Below are 21,471 nucleotides of genomic sequence, written 5' to 3' on the forward strand. Positions count from 1 at the left end.
CAGAGCGATAGATAACAAGTGCGGTGGCTGTCAGCCAGTCGTTACGTCAGCTAAGCCGACCACTTGCGCGAGCGTTTTCGTTTTTCGCTGAACGCGCTATGATAACGGCAAAACAGAACATAGGACAATCGAATGAGACGTGCAGTCATCACCGGCTTGGGAGTTGTTTCAAGCATCGGTAACAATCAACAAGAAGTTTTAGAGTCTTTACGCGCAGGGCGTTCAGGCATTACGCGCTCAGAAAGTTTCGCTGAAATGGGCTTACGTTGCCAAGTTTGGGGCGATGTAAAACTTGATGTTAAAGAGCATATTGACCGTAAAGCCATTCGCTTTATGGGCGATGCTGCGGCCTATGCCTATATTGCGCTTGAGCAAGCCTTAGCCGATGCTGGCTTAAGCGATGAGGAAATTTCCAACGAGCGCACGGGCCTGGTGGTGGGTTCTGGCGGTGCGTCAGGTGAACATCAAGTAGCTGCAGCAGATACCTTACGTGAGCGTGGGGTTAAGCGCGTGGGTCCATATATGGTGCCGCGTTGTATGGCATCGTCAACGTCTGCATGTTTGGCGACTCCGAAGAAAATCAAAGGCGTCAACTACTCAATTAGCTCGGCATGCGCAACCAGTGCCCACTGCATTGGGCATGCGTTAGAGCTGATCCAATTAGGTAAGCAAGATCGCGTGTTCGCCGGTGGCGGTGAAGAGCTGCACTGGACCTTGGGCATGGAATTCGATGCCATGGGTGCGCTAAGCACCAAGTACAATGATACGCCTGAGAAAGCGTCACGAACCTATGATAAGAACCGTGACGGCTTCGTGCCAGCTGGTGGCGGCGGTATTTTGGTCATCGAAGAACTGGAAACGGCGTTGGCGCGTGGTGCCAAAATTTATGCTGAGATCGTTGGTTACGGTGCCACGTCTGATGGTTATGACATGGTAGCGCCGTCAGGGGAAGGCGCAGTGCGCTGCATGCATATGGCAATGCGCGATTTGGAACAACCTGTAGATTACGTCAACACCCATGGTACCAGTACCCCAGTGGGTGACGTCAAAGAGTTAGAAGCCATTCGCCAAGTATTTGGTGACAGCACGCCGATGTTAAGCGCGACGAAAGCGATGACCGGCCACTCACTGGGTGCAGCGGGTGTACATGAAGCAATTTTCTCGTTGCTAATGATGGAGCATGGCTTTGTAGCACCTTCAATTAATATCGATGAATTAGACGACGAAGCTGCGGGCATGCAAATTGTTACCAGCGCAAAAGACGCAAGTTTAAATGTCGTTATGTCGAACAGCTTTGGCTTTGGCGGTACGAATGCGAGCTTGGTGTTTAAAAAGTTCAGTGCGTAAGCCTGCTAGCTAAGTTCGCGTGAATAAATGCATCAAAAGGCGACGAGAGTCGCCTTTTTTATTGCTATGCTTAAGCCAATTCTGCCCACCAAGGGTATCACCCGATATGCAATGTCTCAGGGACGTCATATGCTCAATTTCTTAATTGCTGATAATATTCCTTTTGCCGACGAAGTATTTGCCAGTCATGGGCGTATTGAGCGCTTTGCTGGGCGCTTACCTGAGCCGCGTCAACTTGCTGTTGCCGATGTCCTGTTGGTGCGCTCAATTACTAAAGTCAATGCTGCGCTACTTGAGCAGTCGCCGAATTTACAGTTTGTTGGCACTGCAACGATCGGTACTGAGCATATGGATTTAAAAGCATTAGATGCGCGCAACATAGCGTACGCCAGCAGCCCAGGTGCCAATGCGGATTCTGTGGGGGAATATATACTAACGGCCTGGCTTGCATTGGCACAAAAACATGACTGGAAAGTTGCCCAGCAGCGGGTAGCGATTATCGGCGCTGGGCACACCGGTCAGGCCGCAGGGCGGCGCTTAGAGGCCCTTGGTCTAAAGGTCGAGTATTATGACCCACCTAAAGCGGAGGCCGATAGTGGCTTCACCTCAATGTCTTGGTCGCGCGTGTTAAGCGCTGATGTGATTAGCCTGCACGTGCCGCTCACGCGCGAGGGCGAGCACCCAACTTACCACCTGTTCGATACCGACGCGCTTGAGCAATTAGCGGGTCACCAATGCTTACTTAATGCAAGCCGCGGTGCGGTGATCGATAATCAAGCGTTGCTAGCGAGGCAGCAGCAAGACCCGCTTACACTGGTACTTGATGTGTGGGAGGGAGAGCCAGAATTAGTTGACGGTTTAATCGACTTAGTTGATATTGCCACCCCCCATATTGCGGGACACAGTTTAAATGGTAAAGTGCGAGGCACGCAGCAACTATATGCGGCCTGTCGGCAGCATTTTGATTGGCATCAACAAGCACCCAATTGGGGAGACTTAATGCCTGCGCCGCGCTCTTTTGAGTGGCAGTGCGCGCGGATGCCGAGTCAGCAAATGCTAACTCAGTGGGTGTTGCAAAATTATCCAATTTGGCAGGATGACACCGCCATGCGCGAGCATGGGCTTAGCGCAGAGGGGTTTGACACCTTGCGACGCGAGTACCCGGTTCGATTCGAATTGGCAAGTCAATGGCTACAAGTCGATGATAAAGTGGGCGAGGGTGCGCGCAAACGTTTGCATGGGTTAGGGTTTAGTTTTTAATTTTAGTATTTTTAGCTTGAGGAAATAGCATGTCATTGTCAGTTAACGTAGCAGTATTAGGCGCCACTGGATTAGTCGGCAAGCAAATGATTGAGTGCTTGGAAGAGCGCAAGTTTCCAGTTAATCGCTTAGTGCCATTAGCAAGCGAGCGCTCAGCGGGACAAGAGGTGAACTTCCGTGGTGAAAGCCTGACCGTGCTGGACGTGGCTGAGTTTGATTGGAGCGAAGTCGATATCGCGTTTTTCTCAGCTGGTGGCAGTGTTAGTGCTCACTATGCTCCGATTGCTGCGGAAGCAGGGTGTGTGGTGATTGATAACACCTCACACTTTCGTTACGACCAGGATATTCCATTAGTGGTACCGGAAGTGAATGGCAGCGCGTTGGCAGATTTTCGCCAGCGCAACATCATTGCCAACCCAAATTGCTCGACCATTCAAATGTTGGTGGCGCTGAAGCCGCTACATGACACCGTGGGTATTGAGCGGATTAACGTGGCGACCTATCAATCGGTGTCTGGTGCTGGCGCCTCAGCCATGGAAGAGCTGGCCAAGCAAACCGCCGAACTATTAAATGGTAAGCAACCGACCGTTGAGTCATTTAGCCGCCAAATCGCGTTTAATTGTATTCCGCAAATCGATGTGTTTCTTGACAATGATTACACCAAAGAAGAGATGAAAATGGTGTGGGAAACGCAGAAAATTTTTGCCGACCCGAATATTCGGGTGAACGCGACTGCGGTGCGTGTGCCGGTATTCTTTGGTCATGCGGAAGCGATTCACGTGGAAACTCGTCAGCCAATTGACGCGACCCAAGTGAAGGATTTATTGCGCGCAGCTCCGGGCGTGACGCTAATGGAAGCGCGCGAGGACTTCCCTACTCAAGTCAGTCATTCTGCGGGTAAAGATAATGTTTTTGTCGGCCGTATTCGAAACGACATCTCGCACCCAAATGGCATTAATATGTGGGTGGTAGGTGATAATATTCGTAAAGGCGCTGCCACGAATAGTGTGCAAATTGGCGAATTACTGCTGCGCGAATATTGGTAGTTTAGTTTTTCCCTCATGTGCCGTTATAGAATACATATAACAGCTGGTTTATAGTAAGCCAGCACTATAACGGCAACATGTACTCGATCATGAACGCAACACATATCGGGTTTTTAAAAAAAATTATATATAGGGACTAGCAATGAAACGTGGCGCTGTGCTGATCACTTTTTCCTTCCTGTCATTGTGGCTGGCTTGGGCTCCTGTGTACGCGATGCAGGCCGACCCTGTCTTGATTCGAGGCCCCGTCGGGTCAGAGCGCACAGATGTGCGGTTAGGCACTGAAACCTATGGCCCAGTGACGCAAGCGGATACGCTATGGGGGATAGCTAATCGCGTGCGACCACACTCAAGTGTCACCATACCACAAGTGATGGTGGCGATTGTTCAGGCGAACCCGCAGGCATTTTTAGATAATAACCCTAATGCATTAGAAACAGGTTTTACCTTAAGAATTCCGAGTTTACAGGAAATTCAAATGGTCAATCCTGAAGCGGCACGGCGCCAAATCGAGCTAGGTGAGCGCTTAGAGCAAAGCAACCAGAGATTACAGCAAAACCAGCAAGCCACGCAGCAGACACAAACCCAACGTGTCGCATTACTCGACCAAACCCGAACCGAAGCGCAACGTGCTATTGAAGATGTGCGTTCACAATATGCAGAAGAAATCGAGCAACTGCGCGACCGTATGGCACGTTCAGTCGACAATACCGAAACTGTGATTGCAGCCAATGATGAGCTGCGCCAACGCATTGATGCTATCGCCGAAGCACTGGCTGAGATTCAGCGCACTATGGTGGCTGAATCTGAGTTCCAACAGCAAATACGCCAACTGGTGGAAGACCAACAGGCGCTGCGCATCGACCAGCAAGCGAATCGAGATATTCAAGAATCCCAAGGGCTGGCAAGTCGAATTTTGAGCAATCCGCTGGCATTACTACTATTGGCCTTCGTACCAGCGTTGTTATTGATAGCTATCGCCACTTTGGTATTGCGTAAGCGTGACAGCGGTTCACCTTCAGCGGCCACGATAACTCCGTCTACAGACGCGCCGCAGGCTGTGTCTGACACCCCCATTCCGTTGGCTGCAGGCAGCACTCAAGCCGAACAAGATGATTTTGAACTTGATGACGCAATGGCTGACTTCGACGACTTAGACGATGATGGCGATGATTTGTCTGCACTAGAAGATGAAATGTTAGTGCCGGATGAAGATGATGATGACAGCATTCAGCTCGATGACTTGGACAATATGGACCTAAGTGAGTTTGATGCGTTAGACGACGAGTTGGCTGCTGATTTTGACGCACAAGCTGCGGACAGTGCTGACACGGAGTCAGAGGACTCATCGGCAGAGCAGTCGCAAACCGAGGCGCCTGGTAAGCAGGATGACGATAGTGAACTAAGTCAATCGGACCTTGATGCCTTGTTTGCCGGTGATTTTGATGACGAGGACACCGATGAAGTTGATAAACAAGAGGATACTGATGCGAATCCTGATGATGATTTATTACCAGAGTTGGAGCCTGAGCTAGACGCTGAATTTGAAACAGAGCCTGACCCTGAGTCAGCAGCTGCGGATGCGGCTAAGGCTGATAATACGCAAGAGAATGATCTTGATGCTAGCGAGGAGCTGGATGAGCCAGACAATCAGCCTGCAAAGTCACAAGCGGAGGAGCCAAGCCCTGGTGAAATGTTCGCAGCGGACGATGAAGCCGTTGATAACCTAGAGCAGGAACTTGCACAGCAGGAACAAGACTCAGACGAAGACGCATTAGATTTTGACGATGATGAAGACGATTTTGATTTCGACCAGATGATGGAGCAGTTTTCTGAAGATGAGGATGACCTCATCGCTGAGGACGATATTGATGCCTTGTTGGCGAAATCCGATGAGGTGCTTAATCAGGTTGAACCAGAGCCAGAGCCATTAGCCGAACCAGAAGATGAAGCTGAATCTGAATCGGAACCGGAATCTGAAGCAGCGCCAGAACCTGAGCCCGAAGGTCGTGACACCAATACTGACCCTGAGGCCAGTGACGAGGACTTTATCGACATCGATGAGATTTTAGGGGATGCAGAGTCTGAGCCCGAAGAAGAAGATGATGAGCCTCAGTCACAAGATTCAAAACGTGCGGACCAAGAAGATAATTTGGCAGCGCAACTTGATTTAGCCCGTGCGTATCTGGAAATGGAAGAGTTTGATGAAGCCCGTGAGACAATTGAAGCGGTGATTCGCCAGGCGGACGGTGAGCTGTTGAATGAAGCAGAAGAGCTTTTAGCCCGGATAGACGGTTAACAGCGCTCGACAATTGCGTATAATAGCCGCCCTGTGAATATAAGAGGTCAGGGCGGTATGCGCATAGCACTTGGAATTGAATACAATGGCGCAGCTTATTACGGCTGGCAACGCCAACAGTCGATGCCTACGGTACAAGGCATGCTGGAAAAAGCGCTAAGCAAAATTGCTGACCATCCAGTTCAAGTTACCTGCGCAGGGCGCACCGATGCCGGGGTTCACGCGACAGGACAAGTGGTGAATTTTGACACCAGCACGCAACGGGCAGAGCCCGCATGGACTTTAGGTGTGAACAGCAATCTGCCAAGCGATATTGCAGTGCGTTGGTCCCACGTTGTCGACGAGACCTTTGATGCACGCTTTAGTGCCACAGCAAGACGCTATCGCTATGTCATTTATGACAGTCCAACCCGACCTGCGATACTCGCATCTGGCGTTACCCATATTTATCATCCTCTTGACGTTGAACGCATGCAAGCTGCGGCGCCGGCATTACTGGGCGAGCACGACTTTAGTGCATTTCGCGCGGCACATTGCCAGTCAAACACCCCCTTTAGGCACATCCAATTTATCGAAGTCACTCGACGCGGTCGTTATATCGTGGTCGAAGTGATGGCCAACGCGTTTTTGCACCATATGGTGCGCAATATTGTGGGCTCACTGATTGTTATAGGCCAAGGGGAGCAGCCAACTTCATGGTTAGCGGAGCTGTTAGCCGGTAAAGACCGTACTGCGGCGGCTGCAACCGCCAAGCCGAATGGATTGTATTTGGTGGATGTGACCTACCCAGAGCGGTTTCAGTTACCGCGTTGGCATTGGGGCCCGGTGTTTTGGTAACCGACTTTTACAGTCCGGCGCTGGGCAGCTAAACTACTAAGACCACTTTTTACTGCAATATCGCCGCGCAGTGTGGTTTAATTGCGGCTGAATTTAGTATCTAAGGTTACGCATTATATGAGCTGGATCGAAAAAATTCTTGCTAAGCCACAAGCGAGTAAACGCCGAAATATCCCAGAAGGTGTTTGGAGCAAATGCACGGGTTGCGAAGCTATCCTGTATCGCGCCGATCTGGAGCGTAATTTATCTGTATGTCCAAAATGTGGGCATCACATGCGCTTGTCAGCTCGTGACCGTCTGAATGCGTTCCTGGATCCGAACACGGGCGAAGAGATAGGCGCAGAACTTGAGCCGCAGGACGTATTGAAGTTCCGTGACTCGAAAAAGTACAAAGACCGGATCAGCGCGGCGCAAAAATCAACGGGTGAGAAAGACGCCTTGATTGCGATGCGTGGTGAGCTCAAAGGCATGCCTGTGGTGGCCGTCTCATTTGAGTTTGCTTTTATGGGGGGGTCGATGGCCTCAGTGGTCGGTGCTCGCTTTGTAAAAGCCGCGGAAATCTGTCTAGCACATAACTTACCTTTAGTTTGTTTTTCAGCATCGGGTGGGGCGCGCATGCAAGAGGCGTTGTTCTCATTGATGCAAATGGCGAAAACATCAGCTGCCTTAGCGCGTATGAGCGAAAAGGGTTTGCCTTATATCTCTGTGCTAACTGACCCAACCATGGGTGGTGTGTCTGCTAGTTTGGCAATGTTGGGTGATATCAATATTGGTGAGCCAAAAGCGCTGATAGGTTTTGCTGGTCCCCGAGTGATTGAACAAACCGTGCGAGAAACTTTGCCAGCTGGTTTCCAGCGTAGCGAGTTCTTACTCGAGCATGGTGCGATTGATATGATAGTGGATCGCCGTGAAATGCGTGATAAAATAGCGTCACTTTTGGCCAAAATGCAGCGTCTGGATGCTCCAGTTAGTCCCCAGAGCAGCGAATCAAACTGATATGGTGTGAATGAGTCATTCATTACAACAAGCCAACTGGCGTTTAGCGGACTGGTTGGTCTATTTAGAGCAGCAGCACCATAAAGAAATAGATATGAGTCTTGAGCGCATTAACCTAGTGGTTAATGCGCTTTGTGCTGATAAGCCTGCAAAGACAGTGATAACTGTGGCGGGAACGAACGGCAAAGGCTCTACGGTGCGTTACATGGAGCAAATTCTGCTTGCCTGTGGCCATCGTGTCGCCAGCTATTCCTCACCTCACTTCATCGATTACAAAGAACGCGTGCGCATTAATGGGCAGGAGCTCACCGATGCTGAACACTGCTTAGCATTTCAAGCGGTAGAACAAGCACGTGGTGACACCTCGCTGACCTATTTTGAATTTGGCACCTTAGCTGCGTTTTGGTTGATGGCGCAACACCAACTCGACTATGCGGTACTTGAAATCGGTTTGGGCGGGCGTTTAGATGCAGTCAATATCATTGAGCCTGATGTCAGTATTGTCACCTCCGTTGGGATTGATCACGTCGAGTTTTTAGGCAATGACCGCGAGCAAATCGGCTTTGAAAAGGCGGGCGTGTACCGAGCGGGTAAAGTAGCAATCTGTGGTGACCCTGAACCACCGCAACGTTTACTGGCTCATGCCCACAGCCTGCAAGCTGATTTACGCTGTGTAAATCGCGACTATACATTTAAAATCAATGCTGGTGACTGGCAGTTCGAGAGCCGCGATTGGCAACTATCGAACTTACCGTTTCCGCACTTGCCACTGGTGAATGCAGCGACCGCGCTGGCAGCCTTGGGTGCATTGCCGCAGCAGCCGGATTTAGCCAGTGTTCGTAGCGGCTTATTAACCGCCAGTTTGCCAGGGCGAATGCAGGTACTAAGTCAGCAGCCGCTGGTGCTCTTAGATGTAGCGCACAATCCGCATGCTGCCCAATACTTAGCTGCGCAACTACAGCAGCGCTGGCCACAGCGGCGTGTTCGTGCGGTGGTTGGTATGCTCAAAGACAAAGACATCAGTGCGACGCTTAAATGCTTACACGAGCAAGTGAATGCTTGGTATTGTGCCACTACACCAGGCTCGCGCGGCAGTGCTGGCACTCAGTTGGCGCAACATTTACATAGCGCCCAGCAAGCTGATGACTGCCCAGCCAGCTTGGCGCAGGCTTCAGTTTATGCGTATCCAGACATCGCACAAGCATTTAAAACTGCGCGAATGGATGCCGAAGCGGGTGATATCGTGCTATGCTTCGGCTCGTTTTTGACAATTCAGGCTATCTTACAGCTGGAGGGTTAGGCATTGGCAAGTCCACTGCAAAATCGGATTATCGGCACCGCTATTCTTATCGCTTTAGCAGTGATTTTTTTACCCGACTTATTAGACGGGCAAAAGGTCACGCGTGACGACGACGTGCAAACGATTCCTCTTCGCCCCGAGCTGACGGTACAGCCTACCAATCCTCAGTTTCCCGCTGATTTTGACCAACGCGTTGACAATGCGCAGCCGAATCGCAGTAATGAAGAAACCTTCGTTGCGCCCCCTGAACCTGTCAGTGTTGTACTGGGAGCAGATAGTGACGCACCGGCATGGGTGATTCGTCTCGGTGCGTTTAGAAATGCGGATAACGTGCAGCGTTTAGTGCGCACTTTACGCGATAACGGCTTTAATGCGTACAGTCGCAGCCAACCAAGCCAAAACGGCGAGCTGCGGGTGTTGTTTGTTGGCCCTGATTTAGACGCCGATGTACTGCAAGCACAAATTCCTGAATTACTGCAACTCACTGGGCTAGAAGGTCAGCTCGTCCCTTACCAACCTAATTCGGATTAAGCATGACTTGGGTCGATTTCGCCATCATTATTATTATCAGCCTGTCGGCGATGATAAGCCTTATCCGTGGTTTCATTAAGGAAGCCATGTCGTTAGCCGTTTGGATTGGTGCGTTCTTTATTGCCAGCCATTTTTATCAAGATTTAGCCCAATATTTTGGCGGTATTCAAGACGATATGGTGCGCAACGCCACGGCCATCGCGATTTTATTTGTTGCCACTTTGCTGGTGGGGGCAATGCTCAATTACTTTCTGGCTCAGTTGGTGATTAAAACCGGTTTAAGTGGGACTGACCGTTTACTGGGTTTGGTATTCGGTGCGTTACGGGGTGTGTTGTTAGTCAGCGCCTTGCTATTCTTCGCCGACTCGTTTACCGCAGTCAGCCAAGAGCCGTGGTGGCAACAAGCCCTGCTAATCCCGCATTTTGAAATCTATATTCAATGGTTCTTCAGTTATCTGGAGAGCTCTTCAAGCTTTTTGCAAAACGACGTTTAACGAGGATTTAAGCATGTGTGGTGTTGTTGGGATAGTGGGAAACCAGCCAGTCAATCAAGCGTTGTATGACGGCTTGACCATGTTGCAGCACCGTGGGCAAGATGCCGCGGGTATCATGACCATTGACCAGAATACCTTGCGCTTGCGTAAAGGCAATGGCTTGGTTCGTGATGTGTTTCATACACGACATATGAAGCAACTGTCCGGCCACATTGGCATTGGCCATGTTAGATACCCAACGGCAGGCACCTCGAGTTCGGCAGAAGCACAACCGTTTTATGTTAACTCACCGTTCGGCATTGCTTTGGCTCACAATGGTAACCTGACGAATGCGGATGAATTACAGCAATCCCTATTTGATTCTGCTCGCCGTCATATTAACACCACGTCTGATTCTGAAATTCTGCTTAATATCTTTGCGCATGAGTTGACGAAAACCAATGCTATGCATTTGAGTGAAGACGATATATTTAAAACTGTTGCAGCGGTACACCGGCAAACACGTGGTGCCTATGCCGTTGTCGCGATGATTATCGGCCACGGTATGGTAGCATTTCGTGACCCTTATGGTATCCGTCCGTTAGCCTTAGGTAAGCGTGAAACCCAGCAAGGTACTGAATACATGGTGGCCTCGGAAAGCGTAGCGATTGATGGGACTGGCTTTACCTATATGCGTGACGTTGAGCCAGGCGAAGCGGTGTATATCACTGAAGCGGGACAGCTCTACACGCGTCAGGTGGCGGACAATCCACTGCATTGCCCATGTATTTTTGAATACGTGTACTTTGCACGGCCTGATTCGTTTATTGATGGGGTATCAGTCTACGCCAGCCGAATTAATATGGGCCGTAAACTCGGTGAGAAGGTCAAACGTGACTACGCGCATTTAGATATTGACGTGGTGATTCCAATTCCCGAAACAGCCTGTGATATCGCCTTAGAGATGTCGCGCGTGTTAAACCTGCCATATCGTCAGGGCTTCGTTAAGAACCGCTATATTGGCCGCACCTTTATTATGCCGGGGCAAACCCAGCGACGTAAGTCAGTGCGCCGTAAATTGAATGCTATTAGTGCTGAGTTCAAAGGCAAAAATGTGCTGCTGGTGGATGATTCTATCGTGCGTGGCACAACGTCAGAGCAAATCATTGAGATGGCGCGTGAAGCTGGCGCAAAACGTGTGTATTTCGCCTCTGCGGCACCAGAAATTCGCTTTCCTAACGTGTATGGTATCGATATGCCAAGTGCCAATGAACTCATTGGCTACGGGCGTGAAGTGGATGAAGTGTGCCAATTGATCAAAGCTGACGGCCTGATTTACCAGGATTTGGACGACTTGATCGAAGCGGTCAATAATGAAAATGTTCAGTTGCAGCGTTTTGAAACCTCTGTATTCAATGGTCATTATGTGACTGGTGATGTTAGCCAAGGCTATTTAGATCGTCTGGATGCGGCGCGTAACGACACGGTTAAGGCTGAAGAGTCCCGTGACGAAACCAACCTAGAATTACATAACTTTGACGATTAGACGTGACTAAACGTCAATCAGAGTTAATAAAAAAGGGCCTTTCAGGCCCTTTTTTTTATCCTTTCAACGCGCTGTTACGCATCTCGCTGGAATGGATATACCGAGCCTAAATGGAGAATTTGAGTTAGTTCATCAAGGGCCTGACGTGACTCTACAAGTAACTGCGGGTCATGTAAGTCTGCGACCGCTAACTCATCGCGATAATGTTTATCGACCCACTGGTTTAAGCGCGTAAATAGCTGCTCATTAAGCATCACATGGGGGTTTACTGCTGCCACTTCAGCGTCATTCATAGCCACGCGTAAACGCAGGCAGGCAGGACCGCCACCATTGCGCATACTTTGCTTAACATCGAAGAAGCGCACGTCACTAATAGCACCGCCTTGGCTTACCAATTGCTGCAAATAGGCGGCTACACGTGGGTTTTCTTCACACTCTGTAGGGGCCACAATAATCATGCGACCGTCAGGAAGGGTAATCAATTGGGTGTTGAATAAGTATGTTTGCACCGCATCTTGCACACTTACCTGCTCAGTCGGCACTTCTATAAAATGCATCGGGTGACCGAGCTTTTGTTCTAGCTCACGTAACTTATTCTGAGTGTCGACAAATGCTTGCTGGTGATAAAACAATACATTCTGGTTACCGACGGCAATCACGTCATTGTGGAACACCCCTTGGTCGATGACAGCTGGGTTTTGCTGCACATACACGGTGTTGTCGTCGCTCAGGCCATGTAAGCGCGCAACGGCTTGTGAGGCCTCTAAGGTTTGGCGTGCAGGGAACTTGGTTGGGGCTGGCTGACTACTATCAAAAGCGTGACGGCCATAGACAAACATTTCCACGCCCGCGTGACCGTATTGCTGGCAAAAACGGGTATGATTTGCCGCACCTTCATCGCCAAAATGTTCGTTATCTGGCAAATGTGCGTGATGCTGAAAATAACGGCTATTGTTGAACATAGCCGACAAAATACGCCCTGTGGTGTGCGGTTCAAGTGAGCGATGGAACTTATTGGTCAAGTTCGCAGGGGTAAAGTGTACGCGGCCATCGGCGGTATCTGCACTTGGTGACACGGTAGCCGCGTTCGCAGTCCACATGCTGGAAGCTGAACAACAGGCGCGGAAAATAGCCGGTGCTTGCTCTGCGGCTTTGACGAGTACCTGATGGTCATTCCCAGTGAAACCTAAGCGGCGTAAGGTAGCTACGTCAGGGCGCTCCTGCGGCGCTAACACGCCTTGCAGCATGCCCATGTCATGCAGCGCTTTCATCTTCTGCAAACCTTGCTTAGCGGCTGATTTTGGGCTCGATGACGCTTTAGCATTACTCAATGAGGCGACATTGCCGTATGATAGGCCGGCGTAGTTATGAGTGGGTCCAACTAGGCCGTCAAAATTGACTTCAAAGTGTTGCATCGCACTTGGCTCCTGACTCTGATGACGAAGATTACGGGTAATCTCGGCATGCTCAGTTAAAAATTAATGAATCTATTATACGGCCTCTGCGCTGCTTTGAAAGCCTTATTTTTCAAGGCTTTCAGCTCAGTTAACGCGGTTCGGGTAAGTATGCATTGCGAGCGAATTTTCATCTAATACACAGTTTGTGGGTTGTCAGTGCAGTGAATTACCGATATATCTTAAAAAAGAGAGAAAACCCATCATTCCCTTGAATAAGGTGTGCTGAACGCTTATATAGAAGCTCAATTATCCTTATTCCGACCAAAGAGTTTAATAACGCTATGGCAAAATCGCTCGTTATCGTCGAGTCCCCAGCAAAAGCAAAAACCATAAATAAATACCTTGGCAACGATTTTGTCGTGAAGTCGAGTATTGGTCACGTGCGCGATCTGCCTACTCGGAGTATTGAAAAAGCGCCTACAAAGTCGCCTGCAGACGTGCGTAAAATGTCGCCGGAAGAAAAGGCGGCGTATCGCAAAGAGCGCGACTATATCAATTTAGTTGGGCGCATGGGGATTGACCCGGAGCATGGCTGGGAACCCTACTACGAAGTGTTGCCAGGCAAAGAAAAAGTCGTCAAAGAACTACAAAGCTTGGCGAAGAAAGCCGATAAAGTTTACCTTGCGACGGATTTGGACCGCGAAGGGGAAGCGATTGCTTGGCACTTAAAAGAATTAATTGGTGGTGACGACTCACGCTATCAACGCGTGGTGTTTAATGAAATTACGAAAAAGGCCATTCAAGATGCCTTCGCGCAACCTGCCGAGCTGAATGTGGCGCGGGTTGAAGCACAGCAGACGCGACGCTTTTTAGACCGTGTGGTTGGTTTTATGGTGTCGCCACTGCTATGGAAAAAAATTGCCCGCGGTTTAAGCGCAGGTCGCGTACAGTCCGTGGCTGTGCGCTTAGTGGTTGAGCGCGAGCGCGAGATTAAAGCTTTTGTGCCTGAAGAGTTTTGGGACATTCATGCCGATTTAACCGCGCAACAAACCAGCGATTTGCGGATGGAAGTGACGCGATTCCAAGATGCAGCCTTTAAGCCAGTCAATGAAGCAATGGCCATGGCTGCGGTAGAGGCACTTAAACCTGCGCAGTATAAAGTTGCCGCTCGCGACGATAAGCCAACCCAAAGTCGACCTTCAGCACCTTTCATTACCTCGACGTTGCAGCAAGCTGCAAGCACGCGTTTAGGTTTTGGGGTCAAAAAGACTATGACCATGGCGCAGCGCCTTTACGAAGCCGGTTACATTACCTACATGCGTACGGATTCAACGCATTTGTCCCAAGATGCGTTGAATAGTGTACGCCAATTTATTGATGATGAGTTTGGCCCTAAGTATTTACCTGAAAAGCCAAATTTTTATGGTAAAAAGGCGAACGCCCAAGAGGCTCACGAAGCCATTCGTCCTTCCAACGTGATGATCAAGTCGTCGCAGTTACAAGGCATGGATCGTGACGCAGAGCGCCTATATGAGCTGATTTGGCGTCAATTCGTGGCGTGTCAAATGACCCCCGCCCAATATGATTCAAGTACCATTACCGTGGTGGCTGGCGACTACGAATTGAAGGCGCGTGGGCGCGTGATGCGTTTTGCGGGTTGGACCAAGGTGCAGCCACCGGCAAAGCGCAAAGGTGATGAAGATCAGTCGTTGCCGAATGTCAGCGTCGGTCAAACGTTGAATTTGGAAAAGCTCGACCCGCAACAACACTTTACCAAGCCTCCGGCTCGCTTTTCTGAGGCATCCTTGGTCAAAGAATTAGAAAAGCGTGGTATTGGCCGCCCCTCGACCTATGCGTCGATTATTTCGACCATTCAAGATCGTGGTTATGTGCGCGTCGATCAGCGCCGCTTTTACGCCGAAAAGATGGGTGAGATTGTCACTGACCGCCTGACCGAAAACTTTGCTGAATTGATGAGCTATAACTTCACCGCGGAGATGGAGCAGCGCTTAGATGATATTGCTGAGGACAAAGCGGATTGGAAGCAAGCTCTTGACGCCTTTTATGCAGATTTCAAAGCAAATTTAGAGAAAGCCGAATTACCACCAGAAACCGGCGGTATGCGCAGCAATAGTATGGTGTTGACGGACATTGAATGTCCGAAATGTGAGCGCCACATGGGAATTCGTACCGCATCGACCGGCGTATTCTTAGGCTGCTCTGGGTATAACTTGCCGCCCAAGGAACGCTGCACCCAAACCATGAATTTGGTACCAGGTGAAGAAGCGGTCAAGATCGATGATGACAATGAAGAAGCAGAAGCTTTGGCATTACGGGCTAGAAAGCGCTGTCCGAAGTGTGGTACAGCGATGGATAGTTACCTGCTGGATGAAAAGCGCAAATTACATGTGTGTGGTAACAACCCCGTATGTGATGGTCACCTGATAGAGCAAGGCGTGTTCAAAATTAAAGGCTACGACGGTCCACTGATTGAGTGTGATCGCTGTGGTTCAGATATGCAGCTTAAAAGTGGTCGCTTTGGTAAGTACTTCGGTTGTACCAACGACGAATGTAAGAACACGCGTAAGCTGTTGCGCAATGGCGAAGCTGCGCCACCCCGTGAAGACCCAGTCCATTTGCCTGAGTTGCCATGTGAGCAGTCAGACGCGTATTTTGTGTTACGCGACGGTGCCAGCGGTATATTCTTGTCTGCAAGTACGTTCCCTAAGTCGCGGGAAACGCGCGCAGTAACGGTTAAGGAGCTTGCGCGCTTCAAATCACGTTTGCCAGAGAAGTTTCACTATTTAGCGGACGCGCCAGAGCAAGATCCGGAAGGCTTGGACGCGTTGGTACGCTTTAGCCGCAAGGAAAAGAAGCAGTACGTGATGACCGAAGTGGATAAAAAGCCAACAGGCTGGCAGGCCCACTATGAAGGTGGCGCTTGGCGTGAAGTTGAGGCGAAAAAGTCGGCGGCGAAGAAGGCAACCACCAAAAAGTCGACTATCAAGAAAGCTACAACCAAAAAGGCGACGGCCAAGAAGACCACAGCCAAGAAAGCAAGCCCTGAAAAGGCGACAAAGCGTACAAAGAAAGCCAGTTAAGTTGCTAGCCGCCGGCGCGTTCGGCGGCTAACCTTAAGGCTCTTCACACAAGCAGCAGGGAGCCGCTTATGTACGCAACCACATGGATGTTGGCTTATGCAGTATCGGCATGCCCGATGCTGCTGCCACCACCTTTTATCAACGCTAGCGTTGGAATATCTCAGCACAGTCAGAATACCTTGGCAGCAAGTAGTTCTGAGGTATCTCGCGCTACAGAAGTGCTCACCACCGCGCCGCAATCCTCGTTAAGCTTCGATTTTAAAGCAGGGCGTTTACGCCCACAACTTGAGCAACTGCTGATGAAATTTGGTGGGGTTCAGCATGTGCAATGGCTGGCGCCTGAGGGGCTGCTATGGCCGTCTGACTACACCTTAACCGGTATCAGCTACCAGCACATGCTAGAAGCCGTGTTAAAGTCGTATCAGCTGCGTTTAACTCTGTATGCCAATCACACGGCGGTCGTTCAGCCTGTGGCGGGAGACGGCTTATGAGCAGCATTCTTGGACGTCATCTACTACTCATCATCGTGATTTTGGGTTTGCTAGCTTGTGAGCAAACGCCAGCCAATTATGCCCAAGCCCAACATCAAGCCACTGAGCGCTTAGCTGCGGCTTACGGGCAAGTAAGTGAACCCAGCGCAGCACCTATCATTCAGTATGACCAAGGGTTCTTTGTACCACCCATTGAGGATTATCGACCCCCATTGACAAGCTGGAGTGAGCATTGGGTTGAATTTCAGTTGGCTGGCCAAGGCGTGCGCCAAGCGTTGACAGACTTACTGATGCCTTATCACGTCAGTGTGCGCTTACTTGACGATATTGACCCGCTGACGCCGTTATCAATGAATTTTGCCGGCACCGTTGAGCAAGCGCTGCAACAAATTGCTTTACTTACCGGGTTTGCGATTGATAGTAGCGAACGCTTACTGAGTGTACGTCGTTTCGAAATGGCTGAATTTGACGTGGCGTTTATGGCTGGTGCAACGAATTTCTTTTTGGGGGAGGACGCCCGCGCTTCACGCGGCCAACCGGGCCAAATGTTTGGCACTGTGATTAACAATGAAAGCCCGCAATACCTTAATTTCACCAGTGAATCGCTGTCTGTGTGGGACGACTTAAGGGCGGCCATTCAGGTGTTGCTATCAAGCGATGGGACTATGGTGATCAACCAAAGCTCAACCTCCGTGCTAGTGAAAGATTATCCGCAGCATGTGGAGCAAATTCGCGCCTATTTGCTGCAGCAAAACCAACGCCTAACCCGTCAAGTCGCGGTGGATGTACAGGTGATTGATGTCACCTTTAATGACCGCCAGCAAGCTGGTATTGATTGGGATTTGGTGTATCAGTCGAGTGCCGCAGGGCAGGTGGTGAACTTCGCCAGTCAAATGCTGAGCCCCATACAGCCAGGTAGCCCAGCGAGTGCGCTGAGTGTCAGCCAGCAAAGTGGTCGCCTCGCCGGTTCCCAAGCGATCATTCGTGCGCTGTCACAACAAGGTGTGGTGGAAGTCAGCAGCCATCCAAGAATCGTCAGCCTAAATAATCAAATCGCTAAAATTGTGCTGGAAGATAACGCGACCTACCTGGCGTCGGCAGGCACCAATGCAACTGCCAATGTAGGCAGTAGCGATATCTTAATTCCCGGCGTAGTCACGACTGGATTTGAATTGTATGTGTTGCCCAAGGTCGCAAACGCACAAGTGGTGATGCAATTATCCACCAGTTTATCGGATTTAGTTGCTATCGATCAGATAAGTTCGGGTGATAACACGATTCAAACCCCGCACACCAATCGCAAAAAGTTCTTTATGAAGGCCATGGTGGCGGACGGCGAGACCTTACTGATTTCCGGCTTAAAGAACTCTAAGCGGCAGTGGCGTGAGCAGCGAGGTTTTGCAAGCTGGTTACTGGGCGGGCAGCGTGAAGCCTACCATCAACATAGTGAAACGGTATTACTGCTAACGCCACGTATTTTACCGGCTGCCGCAGTCTTATAATGTGGCGCTTACGTGGTCAAAGTATGCTTGAAATGCTTTGGGTGCTGCCCTTGGTGATGTTTCTCGGCTGTGCGACGGTGCAGTTGCTATGGTTGTTTTTGACCCATCAAATGTTGCAGTCGGCTACGGTGTTCATGGTGCGTCAGTCGAGTATCGATGGCGCGCGCACCACGCGTCAACTTGAGACATTATACCAAGCGATGCGGCCACTGCCTGGCACTGCAATGCATGTACCGCTGATCATCCGCTTGCAACCAAGTGATAGCGCAATAATACAGTATGCAGAGCCCGTTACTGTTGAAGGCCAGCGCTATTATCGCTTAACCACAGATTTTAATTTGGTGCGTATGCAGGGGGTTCGGTATGACGCCAGAGAGGCTTGGTTACGCAGCCGGATTATTCAATATGAGGTGGTATGGTGCCAGCCACTGAAAGTACCGGTCGCGGCACCTATTATGGCGTATTTTCTAAGTTACTCGGTGGATGCTAAGCAGCAATATTGCAATGTGCAGCGCGCTGGTCGGGAGCCGATGAAAGCTGTTACCAGCCGCGCTGCAGCCGCATTGCAGGGGCCTTTAGATATTCCCTGGGGCGCAGTTAGGCATCCTGATCATTAAGCTGTTCACACGCTTGCAAGGTGTTTTCCATTAAACTTGCAACTGTCATCGGGCCAACACCACCAGGCACTGGCGTGATGAACGCAGCGCGTTGGCTCGCGGCGCTATAGCCGACGTCGCCACACAAGCTGCCGTCAGGTAAGCGGTTAATGCCAACGTCAATCACAATCGCACCGGGTTTGATCCATTCACCAGGAATAAACTCAGGGCGTCCAACCGCCACCACCACAATATCTGCACCACGCACGTGCTGTTCAAGATCTTTGGTAAAGCGGTGGCATACAGTAGTGGTTGCGCCGCCGAGCAGTAATTCTAAGCTCATTGGGCGACCCACAATATTTGAGGCGCCCACGATAACCGCATGCTGACCATGTAAATCGATACCGGTGCTGGCTAACAGGGTCATGACACCTTTCGGTGTGCACGGGCGTAGCACTGGGATACGCTGAGCCAAACGACCAATGTTGTAGGGGTGAAAGCCATCAACATCTTTATTCGGCACGATGCGTTCCAGAATTTTCGTAGTATCCAGCCCCGCAGGTAACGGCAGCTGGACTAAAATACCGTCGATGCTTGCGTCTGCGTTGAGTGAGTCAATCAATGCTTCAAGGCTGGCTTGGTCAGCGGTGACGGGTAGATCATAGGCTTTGGATACAAAGCCGAGTTCTTCGCATGCTTTACGCTTGCTGCCAACATAGACCTGAGACGCTGGGTCTTGGCCAACCAGCACCACAGCTAAACCGGGAGGTCTTTTGCCGGCCGCAACGCGGGCGCTAACTTGCTGCTTGACTTGCTCACGAACTGAAAGGGCGATGGCTTTACCATCAATAATACGTGCTTGTTGCGTACTCGCCATGTGGGACCACCATAGTGTCGACAAATTCTGTGCCGTTGATGGCTCGGTATTGTGGCAAAAAAGTGCGCCTAAACCTAGCTAAACCCGAGTTTATTTGGCAAAAGTGAAGATTACCTGACCAGGTTGGTTCAAAAATAGCCGAACGCGTAAGCTTTTCGGAAAAAGTGTTTGACGCTCTCCATGCTTATAGGTAATATTCGCCCCCGTTGTCAGCCACGAATTATCTATCGTAAAGCTGGGTAGTAAGTGGGTAAAATTATGACAACGGGCGTGGAAAGTTCGGCGATTAGCGCAGTTTGGTAGCGCACTTGGTTTGGGTCCAAGGGGTCGCAGGTTCAAATCCTGCATCGCCGACCATTTTCTCCAAACAGCCTGAGGCAGCGCCAAAGGATATGCAACGCGCCCGTAGCTCAGTTGGATAGAGCAACGGCCTTCTAAGCCGTGGGTCGCAGGTTCGAATCCTGCCGGGCGTGCCAGTTTGGCTCAGCACGGTTCAGGTTAAAGGCAACGTACATGCATCATGTACACAGCCCTCGTACCCTAGGGTACAAAAGTACTACAGAAAGCATTCAGTGGTGGGTGTAGCTCAGTTGGTAGAGCCCCGGATTGTGATTCCGGTTGTCGTGGGTTCGAGTCCCATCATCCACCCCATTTCTTTGCTTTCAACACGTTCGGCGATTAGCGCAGTTTGGTAGCGCACTTGGTTTGGGTCCAAGGGGTCGCAGGTTCAAATCCTGCATCGCCGACCATCTCTTCCCTTCTGCACTTGTTTCGAAAACACTCTAGAACCTCTTACTCGTCAATAAGCCTACGCAAATACCCTTGCATGGTGTTAAGTCCAAGCTCACGCAACCGCGCAATATTATGCTCTGGTATGTCATCTGCACGCTTGTGTGCCTTGACCGCACGCGCCACGGATGCTTCGCGCAGCAAATGAAGCGTGGCATGGGGTGCGCGGTTGGTATAGTTTGCGGGATCCTCTTCCGCGGCCCCTTCAAATACATAGTGAGGATGAAAATTCGCCAGTTGAAACTCGCCCTGTAAACCATTCGTATAAATAACTTGTTGAGCGAGACCAGCTTGATTCAAAAATGCCTCAAAACTAACGTCTAGTTGCGGCAAGATCAGTAACGTAGTCTCTATCTTTGGGCTGGTAACAAGTAACTCGAGCTCAGCCATTACCCAGTCATACACGGCGTTGTCATCTAAATCGAAAGCGACTTGATAGCGAATGCTGTTACGGCTTACTTCGCGCTGCGCAAACGGACAGACGTTCAGACCTACAATAATGTCGTCAACCCAACGTTGGGTTCTGCGAATATAATCGGCGGGTTGTGGTGACATGTTGGCGTCCTATCAGTAGATGTACAGTGCGCAACAATGCGCTCCGCCATGGGTTGCGGATGCGCAGGGTAGTATGCAAGCGCAGGGAAGTAAAGTATGCTGTGCAGCGAGTCACTCGTCATCCACCAGCTCGGTCAATTGCAGTTGCTAAGTGGTTGAATTCTGCTTAACTAAAAGACTAAGTTAAATTGTTTTGAAGTGAAGAGGCGAGTTATGGATATTGATAAAGTAGTACAAAGCCCTGCTGATTATTTCGCAAGTCCTGCACAGGTCGCGACTGAGCCTGCGCTCAACACAGCACAAAAAATTAAAGTGCTGGAGAGTTGGCAAGTCGATGCAAATCGCTTATTGACGTCAGACGCAGAGAACATGCCAGGTGATGAGCATGAACAAATCACCGCTCAGTTGCAGGAAATTAGCAGCACCTTAAACGACTTGAAGTCTGCTGCAGGCTGATTCCCTACTCAAGCGCGGCGCGCTCAAGCGACAGTTGGTGGTTGTACGAAGTTGAAGCACAGTATTAGAACA

At 50.3% G+C, this 21,471-nt stretch carries 18 protein-coding genes and 4 tRNA genes; 19 read left to right on the forward strand and 3 right to left on the reverse strand.

Annotated elements, in window-relative coordinates; translation table 11 throughout:
* The first annotated feature begins 132 nt into the window (after positions 1-132).
* From fabB to purF, 10 genes are all read left to right on the forward strand, one after another.
* Positions 133-1,347, forward strand: coding sequence for a beta-ketoacyl-ACP synthase I (gene fabB / locus CWE07_RS08620; protein WP_111569559.1), 1,215 nt, complete (start codon positions 133-135; stop codon positions 1,345-1,347).
* A gap of 129 nt (positions 1,348-1,476) precedes the next feature.
* On the forward strand, positions 1,477-2,607 hold the full coding sequence (locus CWE07_RS08625; RefSeq protein ID WP_181452276.1) for a 4-phosphoerythronate dehydrogenase: 1,131 nt from the start codon (positions 1,477-1,479) through the stop codon (positions 2,605-2,607).
* A gap of 29 nt (positions 2,608-2,636) precedes the next feature.
* Positions 2,637-3,653: an aspartate-semialdehyde dehydrogenase gene (locus CWE07_RS08630; protein WP_111569557.1), complete on the forward strand. Its 1,017-nt coding sequence runs from the start codon at positions 2,637-2,639 to the stop codon at positions 3,651-3,653.
* A gap of 142 nt (positions 3,654-3,795) precedes the next feature.
* Positions 3,796-5,952, forward strand: coding sequence for a FimV/HubP family polar landmark protein (locus CWE07_RS08635; protein ID WP_126818994.1), 2,157 nt, complete (start codon positions 3,796-3,798; stop codon positions 5,950-5,952).
* Between the two features lie 57 nt (positions 5,953-6,009).
* Positions 6,010-6,789: a tRNA pseudouridine(38-40) synthase TruA gene (gene truA, locus CWE07_RS08640; RefSeq protein ID WP_126818995.1), complete on the forward strand. Its 780-nt coding sequence runs from the start codon at positions 6,010-6,012 to the stop codon at positions 6,787-6,789.
* A gap of 117 nt (positions 6,790-6,906) precedes the next feature.
* Positions 6,907-7,785 (forward strand): acetyl-CoA carboxylase, carboxyltransferase subunit beta, encoded by an 879-nt coding sequence (gene accD / locus CWE07_RS08645; protein WP_111569556.1) that lies wholly within the window; start codon positions 6,907-6,909, stop codon positions 7,783-7,785.
* A gap of 10 nt (positions 7,786-7,795) precedes the next feature.
* Positions 7,796-9,085, forward strand: a complete 1,290-nt coding sequence (folC, locus tag CWE07_RS08650; protein WP_111569555.1) for a bifunctional tetrahydrofolate synthase/dihydrofolate synthase — start codon at positions 7,796-7,798, stop codon at positions 9,083-9,085.
* A gap of 3 nt (positions 9,086-9,088) precedes the next feature.
* A complete protein-coding gene (locus CWE07_RS08655) occupies positions 9,089-9,616 on the forward strand; it encodes an SPOR domain-containing protein (RefSeq protein WP_111569554.1) in 528 nt (175 codons plus the stop codon).
* Between the two features lie 2 nt (positions 9,617-9,618).
* On the forward strand, positions 9,619-10,110 hold the full coding sequence (locus CWE07_RS08660; protein WP_111569553.1) for a CvpA family protein: 492 nt from the start codon (positions 9,619-9,621) through the stop codon (positions 10,108-10,110).
* A gap of 13 nt (positions 10,111-10,123) precedes the next feature.
* Complete coding sequence (gene purF / locus CWE07_RS08665; RefSeq protein ID WP_111569552.1) at positions 10,124-11,635, forward strand: amidophosphoribosyltransferase; 1,512 nt, start codon at positions 10,124-10,126, stop codon at positions 11,633-11,635.
* Positions 11,636-11,709: 74 nt separating this feature from the next.
* Here the strand turns inward: purF and astB are convergent, their stop codons facing one another.
* Positions 11,710-13,050 carry an N-succinylarginine dihydrolase gene (gene astB, locus CWE07_RS08670; protein WP_111569551.1) on the reverse strand — a complete coding sequence of 447 codons (1,341 nt, stop codon included), beginning with the start codon at positions 13,048-13,050 and terminating at the stop codon, positions 11,710-11,712.
* Positions 13,051-13,373: 323 nt separating this feature from the next.
* Between astB and topA the strand changes: the two genes are divergently transcribed.
* From topA to CWE07_RS08690, 4 genes are all read left to right on the forward strand, one after another.
* Positions 13,374-16,133 (forward strand): type I DNA topoisomerase, encoded by a 2,760-nt coding sequence (gene topA / locus CWE07_RS08675; protein ID WP_111569550.1) that lies wholly within the window; start codon positions 13,374-13,376, stop codon positions 16,131-16,133.
* Positions 16,134-16,201: 68 nt separating this feature from the next.
* Positions 16,202-16,624, forward strand: coding sequence for a hypothetical protein (locus CWE07_RS08680; RefSeq protein ID WP_111569549.1), 423 nt, complete (start codon positions 16,202-16,204; stop codon positions 16,622-16,624).
* Positions 16,621-18,126, forward strand: coding sequence for a hypothetical protein (locus CWE07_RS08685; RefSeq protein WP_111569548.1), 1,506 nt, complete (start codon positions 16,621-16,623; stop codon positions 18,124-18,126). Before CWE07_RS08680 ends, CWE07_RS08685 begins: the two co-directional genes overlap by 4 nt.
* Positions 18,126-18,743 carry a TadE/TadG family type IV pilus assembly protein gene (locus CWE07_RS08690; RefSeq protein WP_111569547.1) on the forward strand — a complete coding sequence of 206 codons (618 nt, stop codon included), beginning with the start codon at positions 18,126-18,128 and terminating at the stop codon, positions 18,741-18,743. The genes CWE07_RS08685 and CWE07_RS08690 overlap by 1 nt, the downstream gene beginning before the upstream one ends.
* Here CWE07_RS08690 and folD read toward each other — a convergent pair.
* Positions 18,724-19,599 carry a bifunctional methylenetetrahydrofolate dehydrogenase/methenyltetrahydrofolate cyclohydrolase FolD gene (folD, locus tag CWE07_RS08695; RefSeq protein ID WP_111569546.1) on the reverse strand — a complete coding sequence of 292 codons (876 nt, stop codon included), beginning with the start codon at positions 19,597-19,599 and terminating at the stop codon, positions 18,724-18,726. The genes CWE07_RS08690 and folD overlap by 20 nt on opposite strands.
* Positions 19,600-19,879: 280 nt before the next feature.
* Between folD and CWE07_RS08700 the strand changes: the two genes are divergently transcribed.
* The 4 genes from CWE07_RS08700 (at position 19,880) to CWE07_RS08715 (ending at position 20,348) form a co-directional block, all read left to right on the forward strand.
* Positions 19,880-19,956: transfer RNA gene (locus tag CWE07_RS08700), tRNA-Pro, on the forward strand.
* A 42-nt stretch (positions 19,957-19,998) separates the two neighbouring features.
* Positions 19,999-20,075 (forward strand) — tRNA-Arg (locus CWE07_RS08705).
* A 99-nt stretch (positions 20,076-20,174) separates the two neighbouring features.
* Positions 20,175-20,250, forward strand: a tRNA-His gene (locus CWE07_RS08710).
* A gap of 21 nt (positions 20,251-20,271) precedes the next feature.
* Positions 20,272-20,348 (forward strand) — tRNA-Pro (locus tag CWE07_RS08715).
* Between the two features lie 43 nt (positions 20,349-20,391).
* Here CWE07_RS08715 and CWE07_RS08720 read toward each other — a convergent pair.
* Entirely contained in the window at positions 20,392-20,943 is a 552-nt protein-coding gene (locus tag CWE07_RS08720) for a DUF1415 domain-containing protein (protein ID WP_111569545.1), read from the reverse strand.
* Between the two features lie 213 nt (positions 20,944-21,156).
* On the opposite strand from CWE07_RS08720, the gene CWE07_RS08725 reads away from it, so the two are divergent.
* Positions 21,157-21,399 carry a hypothetical protein gene (locus CWE07_RS08725; RefSeq protein ID WP_111569544.1) on the forward strand — a complete coding sequence of 81 codons (243 nt, stop codon included), beginning with the start codon at positions 21,157-21,159 and terminating at the stop codon, positions 21,397-21,399.
* The last annotated feature ends 72 nt before the right edge of the window (positions 21,400-21,471 follow it).

Source organism: Aliidiomarina maris (assembly GCF_003987335.1).
Classification (GTDB): Bacteria; Pseudomonadota; Gammaproteobacteria; order Enterobacterales; family Alteromonadaceae; genus Aliidiomarina; species Aliidiomarina maris.

What these genes read in the sequence shown, in the direction of transcription:
- fabB (WP_111569559.1), top strand. Translation starts at nt 133, where the DNA reads ATGAGACGTGCAGTCATCACCGGCTTGGGAGTTGTTTCAAGCATCGGT.
- CWE07_RS08625 (WP_181452276.1), top strand. Translation starts at nt 1,477, where the DNA reads ATGCTCAATTTCTTAATTGCTGATAATATTCCTTTTGCCGACGAAGTA.
- CWE07_RS08630 (WP_111569557.1), top strand. Translation starts at nt 2,637, where the DNA reads ATGTCATTGTCAGTTAACGTAGCAGTATTAGGCGCCACTGGATTAGTC.
- CWE07_RS08635 (WP_126818994.1), top strand. Translation starts at nt 3,796, where the DNA reads ATGAAACGTGGCGCTGTGCTGATCACTTTTTCCTTCCTGTCATTGTGG.
- truA (WP_126818995.1), top strand. Translation starts at nt 6,010, where the DNA reads ATGCGCATAGCACTTGGAATTGAATACAATGGCGCAGCTTATTACGGC.
- accD (WP_111569556.1), top strand. Translation starts at nt 6,907, where the DNA reads ATGAGCTGGATCGAAAAAATTCTTGCTAAGCCACAAGCGAGTAAACGC.
- folC (WP_111569555.1), top strand. Translation starts at nt 7,796, where the DNA reads ATGAGTCATTCATTACAACAAGCCAACTGGCGTTTAGCGGACTGGTTG.
- CWE07_RS08660 (WP_111569553.1), top strand. Translation starts at nt 9,619, where the DNA reads ATGACTTGGGTCGATTTCGCCATCATTATTATTATCAGCCTGTCGGCG.
- purF (WP_111569552.1), top strand. Translation starts at nt 10,124, where the DNA reads ATGTGTGGTGTTGTTGGGATAGTGGGAAACCAGCCAGTCAATCAAGCG.
- astB (WP_111569551.1), bottom strand. Translation starts at nt 13,050, where the DNA reads ATGCAACACTTTGAAGTCAATTTTGACGGCCTAGTTGGACCCACTCAT.
- topA (WP_111569550.1), top strand. Translation starts at nt 13,374, where the DNA reads ATGGCAAAATCGCTCGTTATCGTCGAGTCCCCAGCAAAAGCAAAAACC.
- CWE07_RS08680 (WP_111569549.1), top strand. Translation starts at nt 16,202, where the DNA reads ATGTACGCAACCACATGGATGTTGGCTTATGCAGTATCGGCATGCCCG.
- CWE07_RS08685 (WP_111569548.1), top strand. Translation starts at nt 16,621, where the DNA reads ATGAGCAGCATTCTTGGACGTCATCTACTACTCATCATCGTGATTTTG.
- CWE07_RS08690 (WP_111569547.1), top strand. Translation starts at nt 18,126, where the DNA reads ATGTGGCGCTTACGTGGTCAAAGTATGCTTGAAATGCTTTGGGTGCTG.
- folD (WP_111569546.1), bottom strand. Translation starts at nt 19,599, where the DNA reads ATGGCGAGTACGCAACAAGCACGTATTATTGATGGTAAAGCCATCGCC.
- CWE07_RS08720 (WP_111569545.1), bottom strand. Translation starts at nt 20,943, where the DNA reads ATGTCACCACAACCCGCCGATTATATTCGCAGAACCCAACGTTGGGTT.
- CWE07_RS08725 (WP_111569544.1), top strand. Translation starts at nt 21,157, where the DNA reads ATGGATATTGATAAAGTAGTACAAAGCCCTGCTGATTATTTCGCAAGT.